This is a genomic window from Nostoc sp. MS1 (assembly GCF_019976755.1).
In the GTDB taxonomy this organism is placed as follows: Bacteria; Cyanobacteriota; Cyanobacteriia; order Cyanobacteriales; family Nostocaceae; genus Trichormus.
Window position 1 is genome coordinate 272,576 of the sequence record NZ_AP023442.1, and the last position, 16,914, is coordinate 289,489.

Annotated in this window: 19 protein-coding genes and 1 pseudogene; 12 read left to right on the forward strand and 8 right to left on the reverse strand. The window is 42.5% G+C overall.

The features are described 5' to 3' along the window. Positions 1–5 precede the first annotated feature (5 nt). The 9 genes and pseudogenes from NSMS1_RS32230 to NSMS1_RS32270 all read left to right on the forward strand — a co-directional run bounded on the left by NSMS1_RS32230 (position 6) and on the right by NSMS1_RS32270 (position 7,224). On the forward strand, positions 6–620 hold the full coding sequence (locus NSMS1_RS32230; RefSeq protein ID WP_224095544.1) for a hypothetical protein: 615 nt from the start codon (positions 6–8) through the stop codon (positions 618–620). 21 nt (positions 621–641) lie between these two features. Continuing rightward, positions 642–1,020 (forward strand): annotated as a pseudogene (locus tag NSMS1_RS32235) (hypothetical protein); the annotation flags it as partial. 137 nt (positions 1,021–1,157) lie between these two features. Beyond that, entirely contained in the window at positions 1,158–2,510 is a 1,353-nt protein-coding gene (locus tag NSMS1_RS32240) for a hypothetical protein (protein ID WP_224095545.1), read from the forward strand. Positions 2,511–2,581: 71 nt separating this feature from the next. After that, a complete protein-coding gene (locus NSMS1_RS32245; protein WP_224095546.1) occupies positions 2,582–2,923 on the forward strand; it encodes a hypothetical protein in 342 nt (113 codons plus the stop codon). Positions 2,924–3,040: 117 nt separating this feature from the next. Then, complete coding sequence (locus NSMS1_RS32250) at positions 3,041–3,715, forward strand: hypothetical protein (protein WP_224095547.1); 675 nt, start codon at positions 3,041–3,043, stop codon at positions 3,713–3,715. A gap of 54 nt (positions 3,716–3,769) precedes the next feature. Continuing rightward, positions 3,770–4,588, forward strand: coding sequence for a hypothetical protein (locus tag NSMS1_RS32255; RefSeq protein ID WP_224095548.1), 819 nt, complete (start codon positions 3,770–3,772; stop codon positions 4,586–4,588). Between the two features lie 220 nt (positions 4,589–4,808). Continuing rightward, positions 4,809–5,510, forward strand: coding sequence for a hypothetical protein (locus NSMS1_RS32260; RefSeq protein ID WP_224095549.1), 702 nt, complete (start codon positions 4,809–4,811; stop codon positions 5,508–5,510). Between the two features lie 692 nt (positions 5,511–6,202). Then, on the forward strand, positions 6,203–7,039 hold the full coding sequence (locus tag NSMS1_RS32265) for an alpha/beta fold hydrolase (RefSeq protein WP_224095550.1): 837 nt from the start codon (positions 6,203–6,205) through the stop codon (positions 7,037–7,039). After that, positions 7,036–7,224, forward strand: coding sequence for a hypothetical protein (locus NSMS1_RS32270; RefSeq protein ID WP_224095551.1), 189 nt, complete (start codon positions 7,036–7,038; stop codon positions 7,222–7,224). Before NSMS1_RS32265 ends, NSMS1_RS32270 begins: the two co-directional genes overlap by 4 nt. A gap of 89 nt (positions 7,225–7,313) precedes the next feature. Here NSMS1_RS32270 and NSMS1_RS32275 read toward each other — a convergent pair whose 3' ends face one another. The 5 genes from NSMS1_RS32275 to NSMS1_RS32290 all read right to left on the reverse strand — a co-directional run bounded on the left by NSMS1_RS32275 (position 7,314) and on the right by NSMS1_RS32290 (position 9,981). Next, positions 7,314–7,724 (reverse strand): BON domain-containing protein, encoded by a 411-nt coding sequence (locus NSMS1_RS32275; protein ID WP_224095552.1) that lies wholly within the window; start codon positions 7,722–7,724, stop codon positions 7,314–7,316. 321 nt (positions 7,725–8,045) lie between these two features. Next, positions 8,046–8,411, reverse strand: a complete 366-nt coding sequence (locus NSMS1_RS32280; protein ID WP_224095553.1) for a hypothetical protein — start codon at positions 8,409–8,411, stop codon at positions 8,046–8,048. Positions 8,412–8,548: 137 nt separating this feature from the next. Next, positions 8,549–8,671 (reverse strand): hypothetical protein, encoded by a 123-nt coding sequence (locus tag NSMS1_RS35230; RefSeq protein ID WP_263432600.1) that lies wholly within the window; start codon positions 8,669–8,671, stop codon positions 8,549–8,551. Between the two features lie 30 nt (positions 8,672–8,701). Next, positions 8,702–9,019, reverse strand: coding sequence for a hypothetical protein (locus NSMS1_RS32285; protein ID WP_224095554.1), 318 nt, complete (start codon positions 9,017–9,019; stop codon positions 8,702–8,704). Between the two features lie 23 nt (positions 9,020–9,042). Then, positions 9,043–9,981 (reverse strand): ParM/StbA family protein, encoded by a 939-nt coding sequence (locus tag NSMS1_RS32290; protein ID WP_224095555.1) that lies wholly within the window; start codon positions 9,979–9,981, stop codon positions 9,043–9,045. Positions 9,982–10,423: 442 nt separating this feature from the next. On the opposite strand from NSMS1_RS32290, the gene NSMS1_RS32295 reads away from it, so the two are divergent. Both NSMS1_RS32295 and NSMS1_RS32300 read left to right on the forward strand, forming a co-directional pair. Further along, positions 10,424–11,068 (forward strand): ParA family protein, encoded by a 645-nt coding sequence (locus tag NSMS1_RS32295; RefSeq protein ID WP_224095556.1) that lies wholly within the window; start codon positions 10,424–10,426, stop codon positions 11,066–11,068. Further along, a complete protein-coding gene (locus NSMS1_RS32300; protein WP_224095557.1) occupies positions 11,055–11,978 on the forward strand; it encodes a ParB/RepB/Spo0J family partition protein in 924 nt (307 codons plus the stop codon). Before NSMS1_RS32295 ends, NSMS1_RS32300 begins: the two co-directional genes overlap by 14 nt. A gap of 297 nt (positions 11,979–12,275) precedes the next feature. Here the strand turns inward: NSMS1_RS32300 and NSMS1_RS32305 are convergent, their stop codons facing one another. From NSMS1_RS32305 to NSMS1_RS32315, 3 genes are all read right to left on the reverse strand, one after another. Continuing rightward, a complete protein-coding gene (locus tag NSMS1_RS32305) occupies positions 12,276–14,495 on the reverse strand; it encodes an AAA family ATPase (RefSeq protein WP_224095558.1) in 2,220 nt (739 codons plus the stop codon). A gap of 171 nt (positions 14,496–14,666) precedes the next feature. Continuing rightward, positions 14,667–15,611 carry an RNA polymerase sigma factor, RpoD/SigA family gene (locus NSMS1_RS32310; RefSeq protein ID WP_224095559.1) on the reverse strand — a complete coding sequence of 315 codons (945 nt, stop codon included), beginning with the start codon at positions 15,609–15,611 and terminating at the stop codon, positions 14,667–14,669. Positions 15,612–15,801: 190 nt separating this feature from the next. Beyond that, the gene (locus tag NSMS1_RS32315) at positions 15,802–16,053 is read right to left on the reverse strand and encodes a hypothetical protein (RefSeq protein WP_224095560.1); all 252 of its coding nucleotides are present in this window, start codon (positions 16,051–16,053) and stop codon (positions 15,802–15,804) included. Positions 16,054–16,351: 298 nt separating this feature from the next. Between NSMS1_RS32315 and NSMS1_RS32320 the strand changes: the two genes are divergently transcribed. Next, positions 16,352–16,801 (forward strand): hypothetical protein, encoded by a 450-nt coding sequence (locus tag NSMS1_RS32320; protein WP_224095561.1) that lies wholly within the window; start codon positions 16,352–16,354, stop codon positions 16,799–16,801. The last annotated feature ends 113 nt before the right edge of the window (positions 16,802–16,914 follow it).

Below are 16,914 nucleotides of genomic sequence, written 5' to 3' on the forward strand. Positions count from 1 at the left end.
AAATTATGAGTCGTCCAAGAATCATTCAACCAGGACAGAGTTATACATTCAGTAAGTATTTTGACTTGCCATTTTCTCCAGAAGATATACTGGCTGAATTGGGTTGTAGTTATGGACGTGAGCGTTTGCAATTACCAAAAACAGAATCTTTAGATAAGCAGACCCAGCAATTGCAGCAGCTAATTGAACGCAATCTTAGACGAGTCAAGCTACTCAGTGAAGATGCGCGTAAACAAGCAATTATTGCACCAATATTATTGGAAGTATGTGAAATAGCACAAACCCAGTTGAGTATTGAGTATGCAATTAATGTGAGTGATCAATTAAAGGGCAACCTAGATTATTACATTGATAAAGGTAAAGGCTTGTTAGTGATTGAAGCAAAACAGGCGGATTTAAGCAGAGGATTTACACAATTAGCAGTAGAATTGATAGCTTTATCTGAGTGGATAGATTTGGATAAACCGATTCTTTATGGAGCAGTAACCACTGGTGAAGATTGGCGTTTTGCTAGATATAATCGTCAAGAAAAACAGATAACAGAAGATTTGAAGTTATATCGAGTACCAGAAGAATTACCAGAATTAATAGAAATTTTGGTTGGTATATTGAGTAACTAAAGGCAAGGGAGAAAACCACAGATGCCCAAGCCGTTAGACCCCAAATGCCAACTATGTGCGAAGCTACCAACCTCAAAAGCAAAAGTGCTGCATGGGCAGAAGGCGATCGCTGCTGGAATCCGAAAGTCTGTCACAATCGCCGTTCGTTCTACCGCAACAGAACTAAAGATGATTCGGCACAAATTGAGGCGATCGCTATTGCACCACCAGAAACATATTTCGCCGTGTTGTACTTGTACAAAGACCCTGGCGATAAACCCTTACACGCCTTGGGTGCTGAGTTGTGGCTGGGGCAAAACCAATATGCCGCCTAGAGCCGATTCACTGTTTTGGACTGACGGCTGGGAAAATCCGGGCGTACACTGACAAGGTGTTACAGGCGTTTGCTAAAGAATATAACTCACCGTTCGCGCAATCGAGGATGAGTTTGGTGAAATAGATGAAATAAGGGAGAGTATCTAAGCAGGAGATCATTGTCGGCATCCCTTGTGCCAGAAAGTTGTGTAGGGTGTAACGGTTTAATGGTAAGTGTGAGAAATGGCACATTTACCCCAACAAATAATCTCAGAACGAATCGACGATATTGTTCTGCTGCTAGAGGTGATGAAAAAAATGGGACTACCAGAAATCCTCAACCAACATCTGCCACGTCACTGGAAACAAGAAGGACTGGATTGGGGATGGGTAGCTTGCATTTGGTTATCATATATCATCTCACAGGGCGACCACCGAAAAGTACGTGTTCGAGAATGGGTAGAACAAAGACGCTACACCATAGAGCAAGTATGCTCAATCAAAATTAGAGAAACAGACTTTACCGATGACCGTTTAGGAATACTGTTGAAGCGATTAAGCAAGCCCGAAACTTGGTCACAAATAGAACGGTTTCTCACGCAAAACACCATCCGAGCCTATGAATTAGGGGTGGAGCAAGTACGTTTAGATGCAACAACAATCAGTGGACACCATTTAATCAGCGAGTCAGGTTTATTCCAATTTGGACACAGCAAGGATGACCCGAACCTGCCACAGGTAAAACTAATGATGGGGATGATTGACCCATTGGGGATGCCCCTTGTCACCCAGGTGGTATCTGGAGAACAAGCAGATGATGGGTTGTACATTCCCGCCTACCAACAAATTGCTGCCACGTTGAACAAAAAAGGGTTGTTGTTTGTTGGTGACTGTAAAATGAGTTCACTATCAACACGCTGCAACATACATATTCAGGGAGATTACTACCTATGCCCATTATCCTTAGTTGGTAAAACTCCAGAACTTCTTGCTGGCTGGATAGATGATGCTGTTGCTGGTAAATTTCCACTTGTGGATATCAAGCGAACCAGTGTTCATCACAACAGTGAAACCAGCCAAGACTTAGATGTCCTTGAAACTACTATCGCCACTGGCTATGAGGTGTGTCGTCATGTCGAGGTGGTTGATGAACAATTGCCATTACTATGCTGGCAAGAAAGGGTGTTTGTGATTCATTCACAGACACTTGCAAAACAACAAATTCAAGGATTAGAGACACGACTTCACAACGCACAGCAGAAGTTGATGGCGTTAACTCCACAAAAAGGTCGCGGTAAACGACAAATCAACGACCTACAGGTTTTATTACAAAAAGCAACACAAATTCTGCGCCTTCATCGAGTCGAAGGCTTACTGAGTTTCGATTATGAGTGCCAGGAAACTGTTGAACAAACCTACATTGGTCGAGGTCGTCCCACATCCCGCCCCAAGCAAATTACACACAAAATTAGGTATCAAATCCAGACCGTTATCCGCAATGAAAGTGCTATTGCCCAAGCTCAAAAACTTTTGGCTGGAGGGCTTTTGTCAGCAATGCTCCAAAGAGTCACTTATCTCTCGAACAAGGTGTTCTGACTTATAGAGACGAATGGATTGCTGAACGTGGTTTTCATCGCCTTAAGGGTGCGTCACTTTCGATTGCCCCAATGTTTGTGCAACGTGATGACCAAGTTACAGGTCTGATTAATTTACTGAGTCTCGCCCTCCGTTTGCTGACAATCATTGAGTTTGTTGTCAGACGACAACTGACTGTACAGTCAGTCAACTCTCTTGCTGGACTTTATCCCGAACATCCAAACAAACGAACTGCCCAACCTACTGCTGAACGGTTGTTACGTGCTTTTTCTAATATCACTTTGACGATTATTGAAGCCCGTGGTCAGCGTTTTGGTTATGTTCCTCCTTTAAACCCTCTACAGCAGGAAATCATTAGTTTACTTGGGCTTTCACCTGATATTTATAGCAATCTTGTGGATAATTCCTCGTAAGTCAAATTCTATTACGCGAACGGTGAGATATAATGTTACGCTTTACCAATATAAAGAATTGTTTGAAATCAGTCCTACTCACTGCCCAGTAAGACCCTGCCCATTGCACCCCCAAGTATGACCGCATACCGACAGATGACAATCTGGGACATTCTTGATGAAATATCCGAAGCGCCACCCACCTCTTCACTCGCTGCGGTGTGGTCATGTTTAGACACTGAGTTAGAGGATTTATCAGTAGAAGCACAATTAGCGATCGCCGCCGCCGCTTTCTCCCAAATCGCGGATATCCTCAAAACCCGCGCCCAATTGTTGTTAGAGGATGTCCGCGCACAAACGGATACTGATGGGCCAGTCATCAGCACAGATATCTTTGCTGGTTTGGTGAGAACAACCATGCAGCTTGACTTGGATGACTTAATCGAAGAACCACCAACGCAAAGCTTTAGACCACATGGGCCGCATCAGTTCACTCATCCTATTACTAGAGATGATTCAGTAGCCGCACCTGTGGAGAAAGAGAATGTGCTGGCGATGCTGGAGATTCAGACTGTAGAGGACGTGCATCGTCTTGCAGGGGATGAGGATGTTGATAAGTGGCGGAGTGCGATCGCTCAATATCTGGTGCAGGTAAAAGATGAAATTCCTCTGCCGAAACTGCAACGCAAGTTGAAAATGCCGATGGTGGAGGTGTGGCTGGGTTTGCTGCTCGGTGGGTTTACACTAGAACAACGGGGGGAATTTTATGATAATGACAAAATTTGGGTGATGAAAGATGGTTCTGGAGTTTGATAAAGATGTCATCGTGCTTCACATATTACCGACGCTACACTGAAATAAAAACCCATGACTGATCAGATGCAATCTATCGACACTCAAACTCACAACAGCCAAGAACAGTCTAGCCAAAAATCAGAGAATAGTAATTTTTTCCAAGCGATCGGTGTGATCAGTGGAGAGGTTAACATCACAGGTAATTTGCTGGCTACCATCACCATTCAAGGGCGCGAGTACAAGTTAAGATGCCAGCGCAAGAATCATCAACTATTCACCGCTTTGAAATATCGGATGAAGAATACAGGCACGACATTTCAAACATTAATGGTATATCCTAAAGCAACGCACTTTCCTCGTCGCCAACAGCCACACATCATTGATTTTGAATTAGTTAATTTTAAATCAGAAAATTCTGACAAAGGGATGTTTTCAGAGTGCCAAGATTTAGAATTTAAGCTCTTAGGACTATGGCAGTTTATTAGAGTGTCGAAAGTTCCCTGTATTAGTATATTTAAAAATCTGAATCAAGAACGACTTGATTATATAAAATCAGCCGATTCTGAGCAGAGAGTAAATTTTATGAAAGCAGCACACCTGCCTGTAATTTGGCATGAACCAGTGGTTCCTCCCTTTCGATTTAACCCTAATTTGCCAAAAGAAGAACAAGGTAAAAGATATTTTGTGCAAGTGAAAGCCAAATTTTCACCGCAAGAGAATGTGTTTCATTTTGAATCAATGTTGGGTTTACCTAGTGAAAATGCTCCTCGGTTTCTGAGCGCTCGTAAGGGAGATAAAGTACAGGTAAGCAAGCAAAAACGACAACAAAACAAAAATACTCCAGCTCAGGGTGATAGCCCAAAACCCAAGCCTAAAAAGAAAACCGTGTGAAAGGTGAAGAATTGTTTGCTGCGTTTACTGGTATTGAGGGCGAATTTTGTAGGCGATTGCGGAACCGCCCGCTAATAAAGCGATCAGCTACGCTATGAGCGCTTGCGCCATCGCCTGATATTACAATTGCTCTACAGATAATGATATTGTCAAGGTGGCTATAAAGGTAAGTAACTTAAGAGCTTTTATTAGTAAGCCAAAAGCTACCTAGACAAACGACATGAGCAACACTGGCAAGGGGAAGAAATTAGCATCTTTCAACTGCGACCAAAAGATGTGGGAGCGTTTTATTCTTCGCTGTCAGTCTCAGGGAACAACAGCCACAGCGACACTGACTCGTTTTATCCAGTTGTACCTTGACGGTTCCTTTGATAACCTTGATCAAGTTGCTCATCATGATTTGGATAACAACGGGCTGGACTCTAGGATAAAAGAGATTGTTGAGGAATACTTACGCCACAATCTAACTGACAATCCCAGTAATGGTGATTCAGAAGCGATATCAACCATTTACTCTCGACTTGACGAGATTGAAACTCAAATTGAAAATAAGTCAACTAGTATCGAAATACAATCTCATCCTCAACAGAATGAATTAGAGCAAAAATTTGAATCAATGGCCTCCCGTATAGAACAGTTGGCTGATGCGATTAGAAAAATTCAAATCTACCTGAACAATCAACCGAAGCAGCGCGGTAAATCATATGGTAGAAGCTCATATGCTCAAGCTTCTACTCCCCGGATGAAGCCCTTAACAGAAGTTGGTTTGGCTTCTCGCCTTGGTGTTAACGTGGAAACTCTGCGTGAACAGACAGTAAAGTTGCCACCACCGCTTTTTGTGGCATGGTGCAAGGGCAAGGATAGTTCGAGCATGGGGTGGGAATTTAACGAAGAAACAGGTTTTTATCATCCAGCAACTTAAACCCCAGTAGGAATGGGTAATGGATAATGGGGAAAAAGGGGTCATCGTGCCAAAAGGGGAAAATTGTACGCTTGTATATTGAAAAATTTATGATTTTTAAGGTTTGAAGCTCTGAAGCGGCGTTGATCATGTCCAAAAATAACCATTATCTTGGGGTGTATTTTTACTTTCTACAAAGTAAACAACAACAACAAAACACAGTATTTTCAAACTTAGTAGAAATTTATCATGCAGCCTTTCTACAAAACTAACCAAATCAATAAAACTGGCTGTTACCGAAATATCCGTCACAAAATGTAAAATTTCTGTACTTTGTAGAAAGCATAAACAAGGTTGAATTACTTACTGAATCTATGCTGTAGCCATTTACCTCAAGATAACAATCATTTATGGACAAGTTCTTGACATGGAGTAGTCTGAAAAGTTGATTCTACCGTACCCAAATTCACAGCATCCAAGCATCGTTTATGGGCAAGTTGGTTTTGGAGCCTGATTTAGATCCATAATTGAAAATTTTCAGGGGACTGAGGCTATAACCCAGTTATAATAACGATTTGGCGGTAAGGATATATTCCTTAACGTACAGTTTTCCCGTTTTGGCACGATGACCCCATGTTTGAGCCTAAGATAATTTTGAAGAGATCGCTAAAAGTTGAAATTTGAAGTCTAAGTTACAGTTTGGTAAGGTTGAGATGAATCAAGCTGAACAATTGCAAGATCAGTATGTCAAAGTCGGCTCTGTAAATATCCGATATTGGCAAGCGGGAGAAAAAGGCAGCACGGTCATTTTGCTTCATGGTGGTGGCGGCTACATTGAGTTGTGGAAGTACAATATCCTTGAATTAGCCAAACATCATCGCGTTTATGCGTTTGATATGGTGGGTGCAGGTCGTTCCGATAAACCCGATGCTGCTCATTACACCTTTGACTTCATGGCTCAGTTCACGCGAGATTTTATGAAGGTTTTAGAGATACCCAAGGCAAATTTGATTGGAACTTCTGCGGGCGGTGGAGTAGCACTCACTTTAACGTTGAACTTCCCACAATTAGTTGAGCGACTAATTCTGGTTGGCAGTGCGGGTCTAGGGAAAGAACTTAATTTTCTGCTTCGAGTTACCACAATTCCTGGTTTAGCTAAGTTGTTTAGTTCACCAAGCAAATCAGGTGTAGCGATGTTGTGTAAACAGGCAGTGTACGACTCAAAACTAATCACTGATGAAATTGTCGAAGAGTTTTATCAAATGGCAACGCTTCCAGGAGCAGCAGAAGCAACATTAAATCTAGGTCGTTCAAATTTTAATATCTGGGGGCAATTCTATCAGTCAATTGCTGACAGATTGCATACTATCGAGGCTCCGACCCTAATTATTTGGGGCAGACAAGATCCGATGGTTCCTGTAACCCATGCTCAGAATGCCGTTAAGATTATTTCTCATGCTCAGTTGGAGATTATTGAGGAGTGCGGTCATTGGAGTCCGATTGAGCATCCACAAAAATTTAATCAGCTAGTTCTAGAGTTTCTATCGTGATTTTTGAATTGGTTAACGGTTGTCAGCCAGCTAACAAGTCGATGAGCCGTGTTGAAAGACGAACTCGTTGTCGCAACACGGCTCAACTCTTGCGGTGCGGGGACGGGGCAATAGCTTACGTGCAACTTCCTTGCTCGGTCGAGCAAGGAAGTTGGGGCGGCTGGGGGGAAACTGCGATCGCCTAGCCCATGTCGTTTTTTGAGGGTTTGACGACATTGGGGTGAAAGCACCGAATTTATGGCATTCAGCTAAGGATTAAGGCAACACGCACCGTCTAAGCTGAGGAGGCGGCAATCGTAACCTGGGTCGTGTCAACTTGCTTAGTGCCATCTACTTTGGCAGCTATATCTTCGAGATGATTTAGGATTTCCTGGCTTGGCACAGAACCCTTGAGGACAATAGTGCTACCATCTTGACCAATTTGTAGAGTTTCAATTTCATTGATATGTGGTGCTTGCTCGAAAGCTTCAGCTACACGTTTAGCTAAACCGAGTTGATCGTATTCACCCTCAAGCCCCATATATTCAGGAGGTGGAGGAGGTTGACGCTCTCCTGCCTTCTCGCGCCGTGAGAGATCGTACTCACCAGTCAGCCCAGGACTCATGCACGTTTCCGATTGCCCAGAGTCCATTGTCTTTATTAAGCTGATAGTTTCTTCTTCACAAACTCTTTTTAGCCAACTCATGACTGTTACCTACTTAGCGTAGTTTGTACCCTTATACTCGCTTTCGCTGTTGATTTTTTATTTTCCAAACCGCAAATTCTTACAGTGATAAGGCAATGAATTGGGAATCGTTGCAATACCTAAAGCTTCATCTTTTATAAGCGAGTATTTCTTTTTAGGATAACTGCCACTACTGTTAATAACTTCTACTCAAAGAAAGGGTTTTTTATTTATCACAACATTTGTACACCAATGTCTACAGGTAGAAACTAAAAAAGTAGATGCAACGATGCTCTGCCCTGCCTTCAGGCGAACGTACCACTTTAGATCGCACCCCAGCACCTATACGCCACCATGACCGTTTGACTTTAAAAGATATTCCCAAATACGCCGGATTTCTTCTCTGAAAGCTTCCCGATCACTCTCAAGAATTTCTATCGCATTTGTTACCACATCAGCCAAACTGGCAACATCTTCGGTTAACTGGGCGAGAGCTTGAGTATTAGTGGCTTGCTGTATGGCATTTTGCCGAGTTTGTTCCTCAAGCTGTGTCAGCACTTCATTGTGACGGCTCAATGTTTCTGATGTAGTAGTTGCAATTTGTGCCACTTGCGCTATCAGAGGGGTTAGCTGATTTAACATTTCGGCATGATTTGTCAGCATTGCTTCGAGTCGTTCTAGTCTGTTAGAGCCGCCGTTTTGTGTCATGGTTTTGACCTAAAATATTTCAAATTGCTGTCGTACTTAACACAGAGATTGATTCAAAATAATGCCCCGACTTGTAAGGGCTTGGTGCGACTCACGCAATGACCGGGACGGCAGAAAGATTCTGCTACTGTCGGCGATCAGCTACGCTGGGCGGTTATGCCATCGCAAGAAGGCGAGGCGTAAGCCCATCGCATCAGTATAGACGTAGCGATCGCTCCTGGCTGGCATAATCCCATCGTGCAGACACTAGCTTTTACCACACATTACCCACCAACTAGCCTGACCATCACTCACAAATCAAAATCCAGTGTAAATATATCTTCATCGGGTTTTTCTGGTGTTTGGGGTGTCACGTTAACTGGCTCTGGTTCTGGCTGTTGCACTTGTGGTTGGTGTTGGTTGAGCGTTAGATGGGAGGAAACTTGTGTTTGTACGCCTCCTAGTTGCATAGGAAATGCGCCTTTCTTTAAGGCAAAGTAGCAATCAATAATGAAGTACAGCGTTTCCAAGTAACTTTTGTCCAGGTTTTGCGATTCAAGAAATATACGTTTGCGGTAGCTGTCTCGGATGCGAACTCTCTCTGGTGCTTTGTCATGATCATCAAGCATTGTCTTTCCTCACACTGGGCTTACTAGTTCTTGCTGGCAATGGTTTTCGCCATTTCTAGAAGCCCTACGGCATTGGCCTCTACCGGATTGTCCAAAACTTTGAAACCGTTTTTCTCTAGCAGCTTTGTAAATCCCGGTAACAGACAACCACCACCTATTGCCCAGAGTTCATCTCCAGAGTGCTTGGCATCAAGTGCCAGATTCACAGCCTTCTTTAAATATTTTTCGTACCAGTCTTTCAAACATGAGATGTAAATCTCTTTAATGTCGATATCACGACTATACTTGGTATGCCCCATCTCCAAGCAGTAGCGAATCTTGGCTGGATCTCCTACCTTACCCCCATTGAGATGCTTCATCTTTTGGGCAATATCGTCAATGAGAACTTCTACTCCTGTTGGGTAGGGGGTATGTACTTCCCGCTTTCCTTGGTTGTAACGCGAAAACAAAGTTGTACCGTTGCCAAAGTCCAGTACAGTTAACTTTTTGGGTAGTGGCTGTCCGAATAATGCTCCCATTCCTTCAGGTATCACCTTCAGCACTTCCACCTTAACCTCGGATGGTTTACCCGCTAGTATCGGCTGATATTCTCCATTAAGTATTTGTTTCAATTCTTCTGCTAGACCAACATCGTGTAAGCTGACCACCATCTTCAAATGCCATGCTTTGCGGTGTGGCAGATGTGCTAATGCTCCCAGCAAAGTCGTCAGTGCATTCTTGACTTTGTTTTCGTTGCTGTCGGTGTTGCGTTCAAAATGTGTTCCAGCACGGAAAGCTGATTCGCCAACAGTGTAAGCCTTGCCTTCAAACTCAACTCTTCCTGGTACATCTTCCATGTCGGCTGTAGAGATATAGCTGGGGATGCGGACGACATCAAAGCCCTCAACCAGAAGTTTCAGATTTCCATAGCCATTGTCAAAACCTGCGGGGAAGATTTTTTGTAAACCGTGAATACTGGTCATGAATGTTAAATACGATACAAATTCTAATATTAGTAAAGATGCCCTTAAAGCACACTAAATATAGCCTATATGGGTAACAAATTGAATGAAAAAGCTTTTAATTATATTTAGTGTATATTTAGCCCCTATATGTACCCCATAAAATTTTCTATCCAATCTAAAATTAGATATGCTTTTTTCACAAAAATCGCAAAAGGTGACTCATGTTAAAAACTCATCTACTAGATGATTTCTTAACTGAGCCGCACAAGAAATCACTTACAGAAACTCATCAGGTCATTTGTAGGAAAAAGCCTAGCTATCGCTTTTGTGACTAGTGCAGTCTTAATTAAACAGATAAATTGATGGCATTCTCATTGGAGTCGCCCTACCTATAGAGCAAAAAAGCACTTATACTGTTGCATCAAGGAAGGTGAATAAAGATAAAACCCATTAAAAAATTATGATTATTGGATTGACGAATCAAAAAGGAGGAGCAGGAAAGACCACAATATCTGGGCATTTAGCTTATTGGTTAAGCCAGCGTGGTTCAGTAATTGTAGTCGATGCAGATGCACAGCAAAGCAGTACCAATTGGATGAAAGATTTAGAACTGCCTTGCAAAACGATGATCGACCCGGATGATTTGTTTGATGAATTACCATTTTTAGCACAACAGTATAATGCTGTTGTTGTAGATGGGCCGGGAAGCCTCAGCGAGACAACAAAAGCAATTCTAGCCAGATGTGATTTAGCTCTCATCCCGTGTAAACCTGCTGGGTTAGATATGCACAGTACCTCAAAGATGTTAAGGATTTTACGTCAAGCTAGAGAGATGAGAGGTGGGATGCCCTACGTAGGTTTATTTTTAAATCAAGCTAAGAAAGGAACTGTCTTATTAAAGGATGCTCAAAGAGCATTATCGGAGAAAAATACTGGTTTTCCCTTACTAAAGACAATGATATTTGACCTTCAGGTAATAGCTGATGCTCCAGGGCAAGGAACCACTGTTTGGGGATTAAATGGGGCGACGGCTAAACGCGCCTCTAAAGATTTTGAAACACTTTTTACCGAAGCTTTAGGAGTGATGACAAATGGCAAGGGATAGGAGATTAGTTGAAGATTTCATTTTTAGAAACGAAACCAACCAAACGACGGCTACCATGCCTATAAGTTTAATCGTGCTACCTAAACAGGAACTGCGATACTACATTGACCCAAAAGAAGTAGATAAAATAGTCGCTAGTGCTAGAAACAATGGCATTCTTGAACCACTATTAGTTCGTTCTATTTCTGGAAGTGACAAACATGAAGTAGTAGCAGGAGCAAAACGTTATCGAGCAGCTCAGATACTTGAACTAGTTGAGGTTCCTGTAGTTGTTCGTCAACTTAATGATGAAGAAGCTTTAGAAATTGCACTGATTGAAAATTTTGCACGCTCAGAATTAACTGATTTAGAAGAAACAGATGGAGTATTACGTCTTTTAGCTCTCAAATTGAAGCTCAAGATATCGGAAATTCCGCCCCTGTTACATCATATTCAAAATCAGCAAAGAGGAAGGAGTTCTGCCAATAACGTTATTGGCAATGATGTAATTCAAGCAGTACAAGAGGTTTTAACATCGCTTGGCAATATAAAAATAGATTCATTTATCAGTAATCGGCTTCCGTTACTAAATCTGCCTAACGAGATTTTAGAGGTTTTACGCCAGGGAAAGTTGGAGCCTAGTAAAGCTAAAGCAATTGCCAAAGTTCAGAATGAGGATGCTAGGAGACAATTACTTTCAGATGCAATCACCTCTAGTTGGACATTAAGCCAAATCAAAAGCAAAATCAAAGAACTTGAGCAACAGTCTAAATCGCAGTTAGCTGTGCAAGAAGATTCAGTATCACTTAAAGAACTTGCAGATGATACTTTACGACGATTTAGACAGTCAAAAATTTGGGAAGACCCAAAGAAAAAGACAAAATTAGAAAAACTTTTAGTTCAATTAAATGAACTTATGCAAACAGACTGAGCAGTTGTAGCAATAATTAATATTTCTCGCCTTGTCTCATCTTTTAAGATAAATTGAAGACCTTACAGAACAGATGTACTAAATTATTTTAACTTTGTCTCCTGGTTTAACAATCTTTTGGAGTTTGTGGCTCGATCACATCAAGTTCTTGAATGAAAGTATCAACTGATTAGTAAAAAACATAATCAATGCTTCTGGTGTAAGTAACCAGAAGCAATTTATTCAGCACAGCAGCACACAGTGATCGCCGAAATTTCTTTTGAAAATTTACATCATTGTTAGGCGTAACACTGTTATTCAATCTCTGTTTACTCGAATAAAAGCGATAGTACTTTCCCAAAGAATTGTTTGATTAAGGAAATACTGTGTAAATATCCCCTTGAGCTTTTCTAATTCCTCTGGTGTTAAATTTCGTCGAAGGCGTTGTGCATAACTTGGTCGATTACTGCTATCTGTAAACAAACGTTCCAGAAAATGGCTACTAATGTGCATTTGCGTTGAATTTGGTTCAACAATTACATCTGCCTCTAGCCCGGCTAATTTAAAAACATCACGCAAGTCATCCATATCCCAATTGAGCATGGGGTCGGAGCCGTCATCATAAATTGCTTCTTCTGCCGATATTAAGCGTTTGTATAACTTGCTATCTACTAGGTGAGCCTCTAGTAAACGATAAAACCTTTGAGTGTAACGCGGTACAGTCTCTGCAAATACAAGCTTTCCTGTTTGAGGTAGTATTTTTGCTATCTCTTGAACGGCACTTAACTTATCAAGTTCAGAAACTAAAACATTGCGTCCAATAATACAATCAAATTGTACATTTGCAGCTTGCTGAGTTATAACCTCAACTAAATCAGAGAGAGAGGCTTGTAAAATTTGTGGACGTATTAGTTCTTTGAGGGACGCTGCCTGTTGGGATAGCGCATTAGCATCTTTGCTGGTGCGAACACAGGCATAAACTCCACCTTCAGGAGTTTGCCTTAGCGCTTCCCAAGTTAGTAAACCACTTCCGGCATTGAGATCCAGTACCACATGGTGGCGTTGCAATTGTGCTAAGTCAAAAATGCGATCGCGCACTGTGGCTAACTGTGTACCTACTTGAGAAAGCGTCCTTTGCAACCAACGTTCACTAGCTCGGTCAGTAGTAGCGTAAGTTAATATCTCTAGAGGAGCAACCGCGCTCCCTTCAACTAATGCAGCCAGTTGAGCTTCTCGACGACGAGACACTTCGGTACTGATTTCTCGTTCTCGTCCTTGTAGTGAAGGTTGATAGAATACTTGCCCTTGTAAGCTGGCGGGTAAATATTGCTGTGCTACCCAGTGATCTCGATAAGCATGAGGATAAAGATAACCAGCCCCATGCCCAAAACCTTTTTTATCTCGGTTCGCATCTCTCAAATTGTTAGGAACTTCTGCCTCTTTTTCTTGCTCAATCGCTGCCAACGCATCAAAAAATCCCATTACACTGTTTGACTTTGATGCTGTCGCTAAGTACAGCGCTGCTTGTGCCAAATGATAACGCCCTTCTGGCATTCCCACTCGGTCAAAGGCTTCATTACACGCATTTACCACGACTACAGCATTTGGGTCAGCCAATCCTACATCCTCACTCGCTAGAATTAGCATTCGCCGGAAGATAAATCGTGGGTCTTCTCCTGCATAAACCATTTTTGCCAGCCAATATAATGCCGCATCAGGATCTGAACCACGCAAACTTTTGATAAACGCACTTATTGTATCGAAATGAACATCTCCTTCCTTATCGTATAAAACTGCGCGTTGCTGTATTGACTCTTCTGCTACTGCTAAATTGATGTGAATTATTCCAGTTTCATCAGGTGGTGTAGTTTCCACTGCTAATTCCAACGCATTTAGTAGTGAACGCGCATCTCCGTTAGCAACATTTACTAAATGCTTTAACGCTTCATCATCAATTTGTACTTTTAACTGGCCATAACCTCTTTGTTCATCAGTTAGGGTTTGATTTACAACTTTGTACAAATCCTCGTCATTGAGTGGTTTGAGTTGAAAAATCCGTGAGCGGCTCACCAAAGCCTTATTAACTTCAAAGTAAGGATTTTCTGTAGTCGCGCCTATTAATGTTACTGTCCCATTCTCTACCCAAGGCAACAAAGCATCCTGCTGTGATTTATTAAAACGATGAACCTCATCCACAAACAGAATAGTTCGTTGATTATGAAATTTACGTTGTTCTTGCGCTGTGTCAATCGCGGCTCTAATTTCTTTGACACCTGAGAGAACGGCATTTATTGCCAGAAAATGAGCGCGAGTTGTATTGGCTATCACACGAGCTAGAGTCGTTTTTCCCGTTCCTGGCGGCCCGTAGAAAATCAGTGATGATAGCTGATCTAAGCTGATTGCTCGTCGTAACAGCCTACCAGGGCCAATAATATGCTCTTGCCCAACAAACTCATCCAGTGTTCGTGGACGCATTCGTGCGGCTAACGGTGCTTGGGTTTGAATTTGGTTGATTAAATTTTGGTCAAATAAATCCATTATGAGAACATGGATGAACTTACTTTATTAGTTCATTATTACTACTGTAGTCCAGTTCACCCATCACTTTTATAAATCAATGGTCTAGGTTTAGCCTTTTTAACACACACGGTAGCAGACTTCTTGGAAGCCTGAGAAGGACGGCATTGCTCACAATATAGAAGACAACCATCAAGCTAAATACTCTCGCATCTGCGGCTGCTTGCGATGCAAAACTTTTATCGCCTGTTTTTGAGTCGTCCCAACTTTTGCTTGTTTTATGTTGAGTCTTGCGGCAATTTGTTTAGTAGAGAGCTTGTCAACACTCCCCAAACCAAAGCGCAACATCAGCACCTGTCTTTGCAGTGGTTTAAGTGTGAGCAAACAATTTGCCAAATCTTGCCGCATCAATCCTTCGTCTAGATATTCATCTGGGGAAGCAACATCGCTAGGTAGAATTTCCCAAAAATCAACTTCATCTTCTTGCCCCATTGGTGTATCTAAGGACAGAGGCTGGCGAAATGCAATTAAACATTCTTTTACTTGGTCTGGGCGAAGTTCGGCAAATTCTGCTATTTCTGCAATTGTGGGATATCGCCCCAGCATTCTCGCTCTTTCTCGTTGTACTTTTTTGAGTTTAATCAATCGGTCATTCATGTGACTTGGTGTTCTTATGGTAGTGGACTTGTTAGCGATCGCCTTTGTAATTTCTTGTCGAATCCACCAGTAAGCGCAGGTCGAAAACTTGTACCCTCGGTTTGGGTCAAATCTCTCGACTGCTTTTTGCAACCCAATAGAACCTTCTTGTACTAAATCTAGAAATTCTAGTTGACTCCAACGATACTTTTTAGCGATCGCTACTACTAGTCGCAGATTAGCCGCAATCATCTTTTCTTTAGCCTTCTGCCCTAACCGCAGAATCTGGGATACTTCAGTTTCGCTTTTCCCCATGTCAGTAGCTAGTTCTGCCAAAGTTAACTGACGATGTAGTTGCTCTTGCCTCTGTTGTTGATGCTGCTGTACTGCCATCATCTGCTGTACTTGCCTAGCGCATATAATCTCTTGCTCTGGAGTCAGCATGGGATATTTAGAGATTTCTCGTAAGTAGATGCCTACGCTATCTGGCTGGAGGGACATTCTTCTATTTTTCTCTAAAAGCCTGAAATTACTTTACCGCAAAAGCCTGATAGAATAGCAAGCTTGCTAAAACGAAACCTCTTCTTTGACAAAATGTAAGGTGGTAGGGGCGCAAAACAAAAAATAGCCCTGTTTTGTCAAATTTTGAGTAGCGATCTCTACGAGTGCCGTAAGCGAGATCGCCCCACAACTATTTCTGAAAATCCACGCCACTTTTATAGGTCTTAGCCCTCGGCTTGCCCTTCTTCGGCGGTGCGGCGGCAGACTTCTTGGGAGCCGAAGGTGGACGACAGGTTTCACAATACAGAGGGCGTGGGCCAAACGTTTCTCGGCTTGTCGGTTGATCACACTGCTTACACACAAAGTTGAATGTGCGAGTGTGAATTGTGCGTTGGTGCGCTCTAACTGTGTACTCTCTGACTTGAATTTCTTTGCTTGCCATTACTTATTTCAATTGATTGACTTTTTGGATCTTAGCCTTTGCTAACGAGATTTCAATAGTCTGGGTAAACATAATCACTCACCTTTGTGAACTGGATTTTTATGGCTATGCCAAAGCAAGGTGAGAGTTGCAGTACTACGCCTCACGGACATTCGCACTATCATTCGCTTTCACTTTGTTAACTAGATGAAATGGCTACGCCAAAGCGCATGTGAGAGTTGCAGCGACCAACCAAACGCTTCAAACCCAACTGCAACACCTCACCACATTGAACCATTACAAATATTCGGAGTTAATCATGGATACTCAATTAGTTCTTAACCTCATGATTCAAGCAGTCTTGATGAGCTTTGTCGCGCTGATGATTTTCGATTTCATTGGTGGCTTGTGGGTTGTACCATTACCTCCTGTTGGATGGCAACCACCTGTTATCGAACAGCCAACAGTTTCCACCATAGAACCACAGCCTACCCCTCAGCAGGAAATCCTACTCTCCACTCCCGCCGTCGCATTTGAGGAAATCCCCGACCCCTGGACGCTACAACCGCAATCCCCTGACCATGCTGTTTCAGTGCCAGCAGTTATTATCCCATTCCCTACTCTCCGACTACTCCCACCAGCGATCGCTCAAAAAGTACAACCGACCAAACCCAAGCGGACTAAAGCTAAAGCAAAATCTGACACGTCTTCTAAATCCGCCTCAACTCCCAAACGCCAATCTACCAAATCACGCAAAATAACGGCTTAGTCGCCAGCCATCGCACCGACCACGCTTGCTCGGAGCGATGGCGTTCCGCCCACCTTCGGCGTGAAAAATAACCCTCTTGCGGTTACGCCATCGCTCTTGAAGAAAATTTCTCG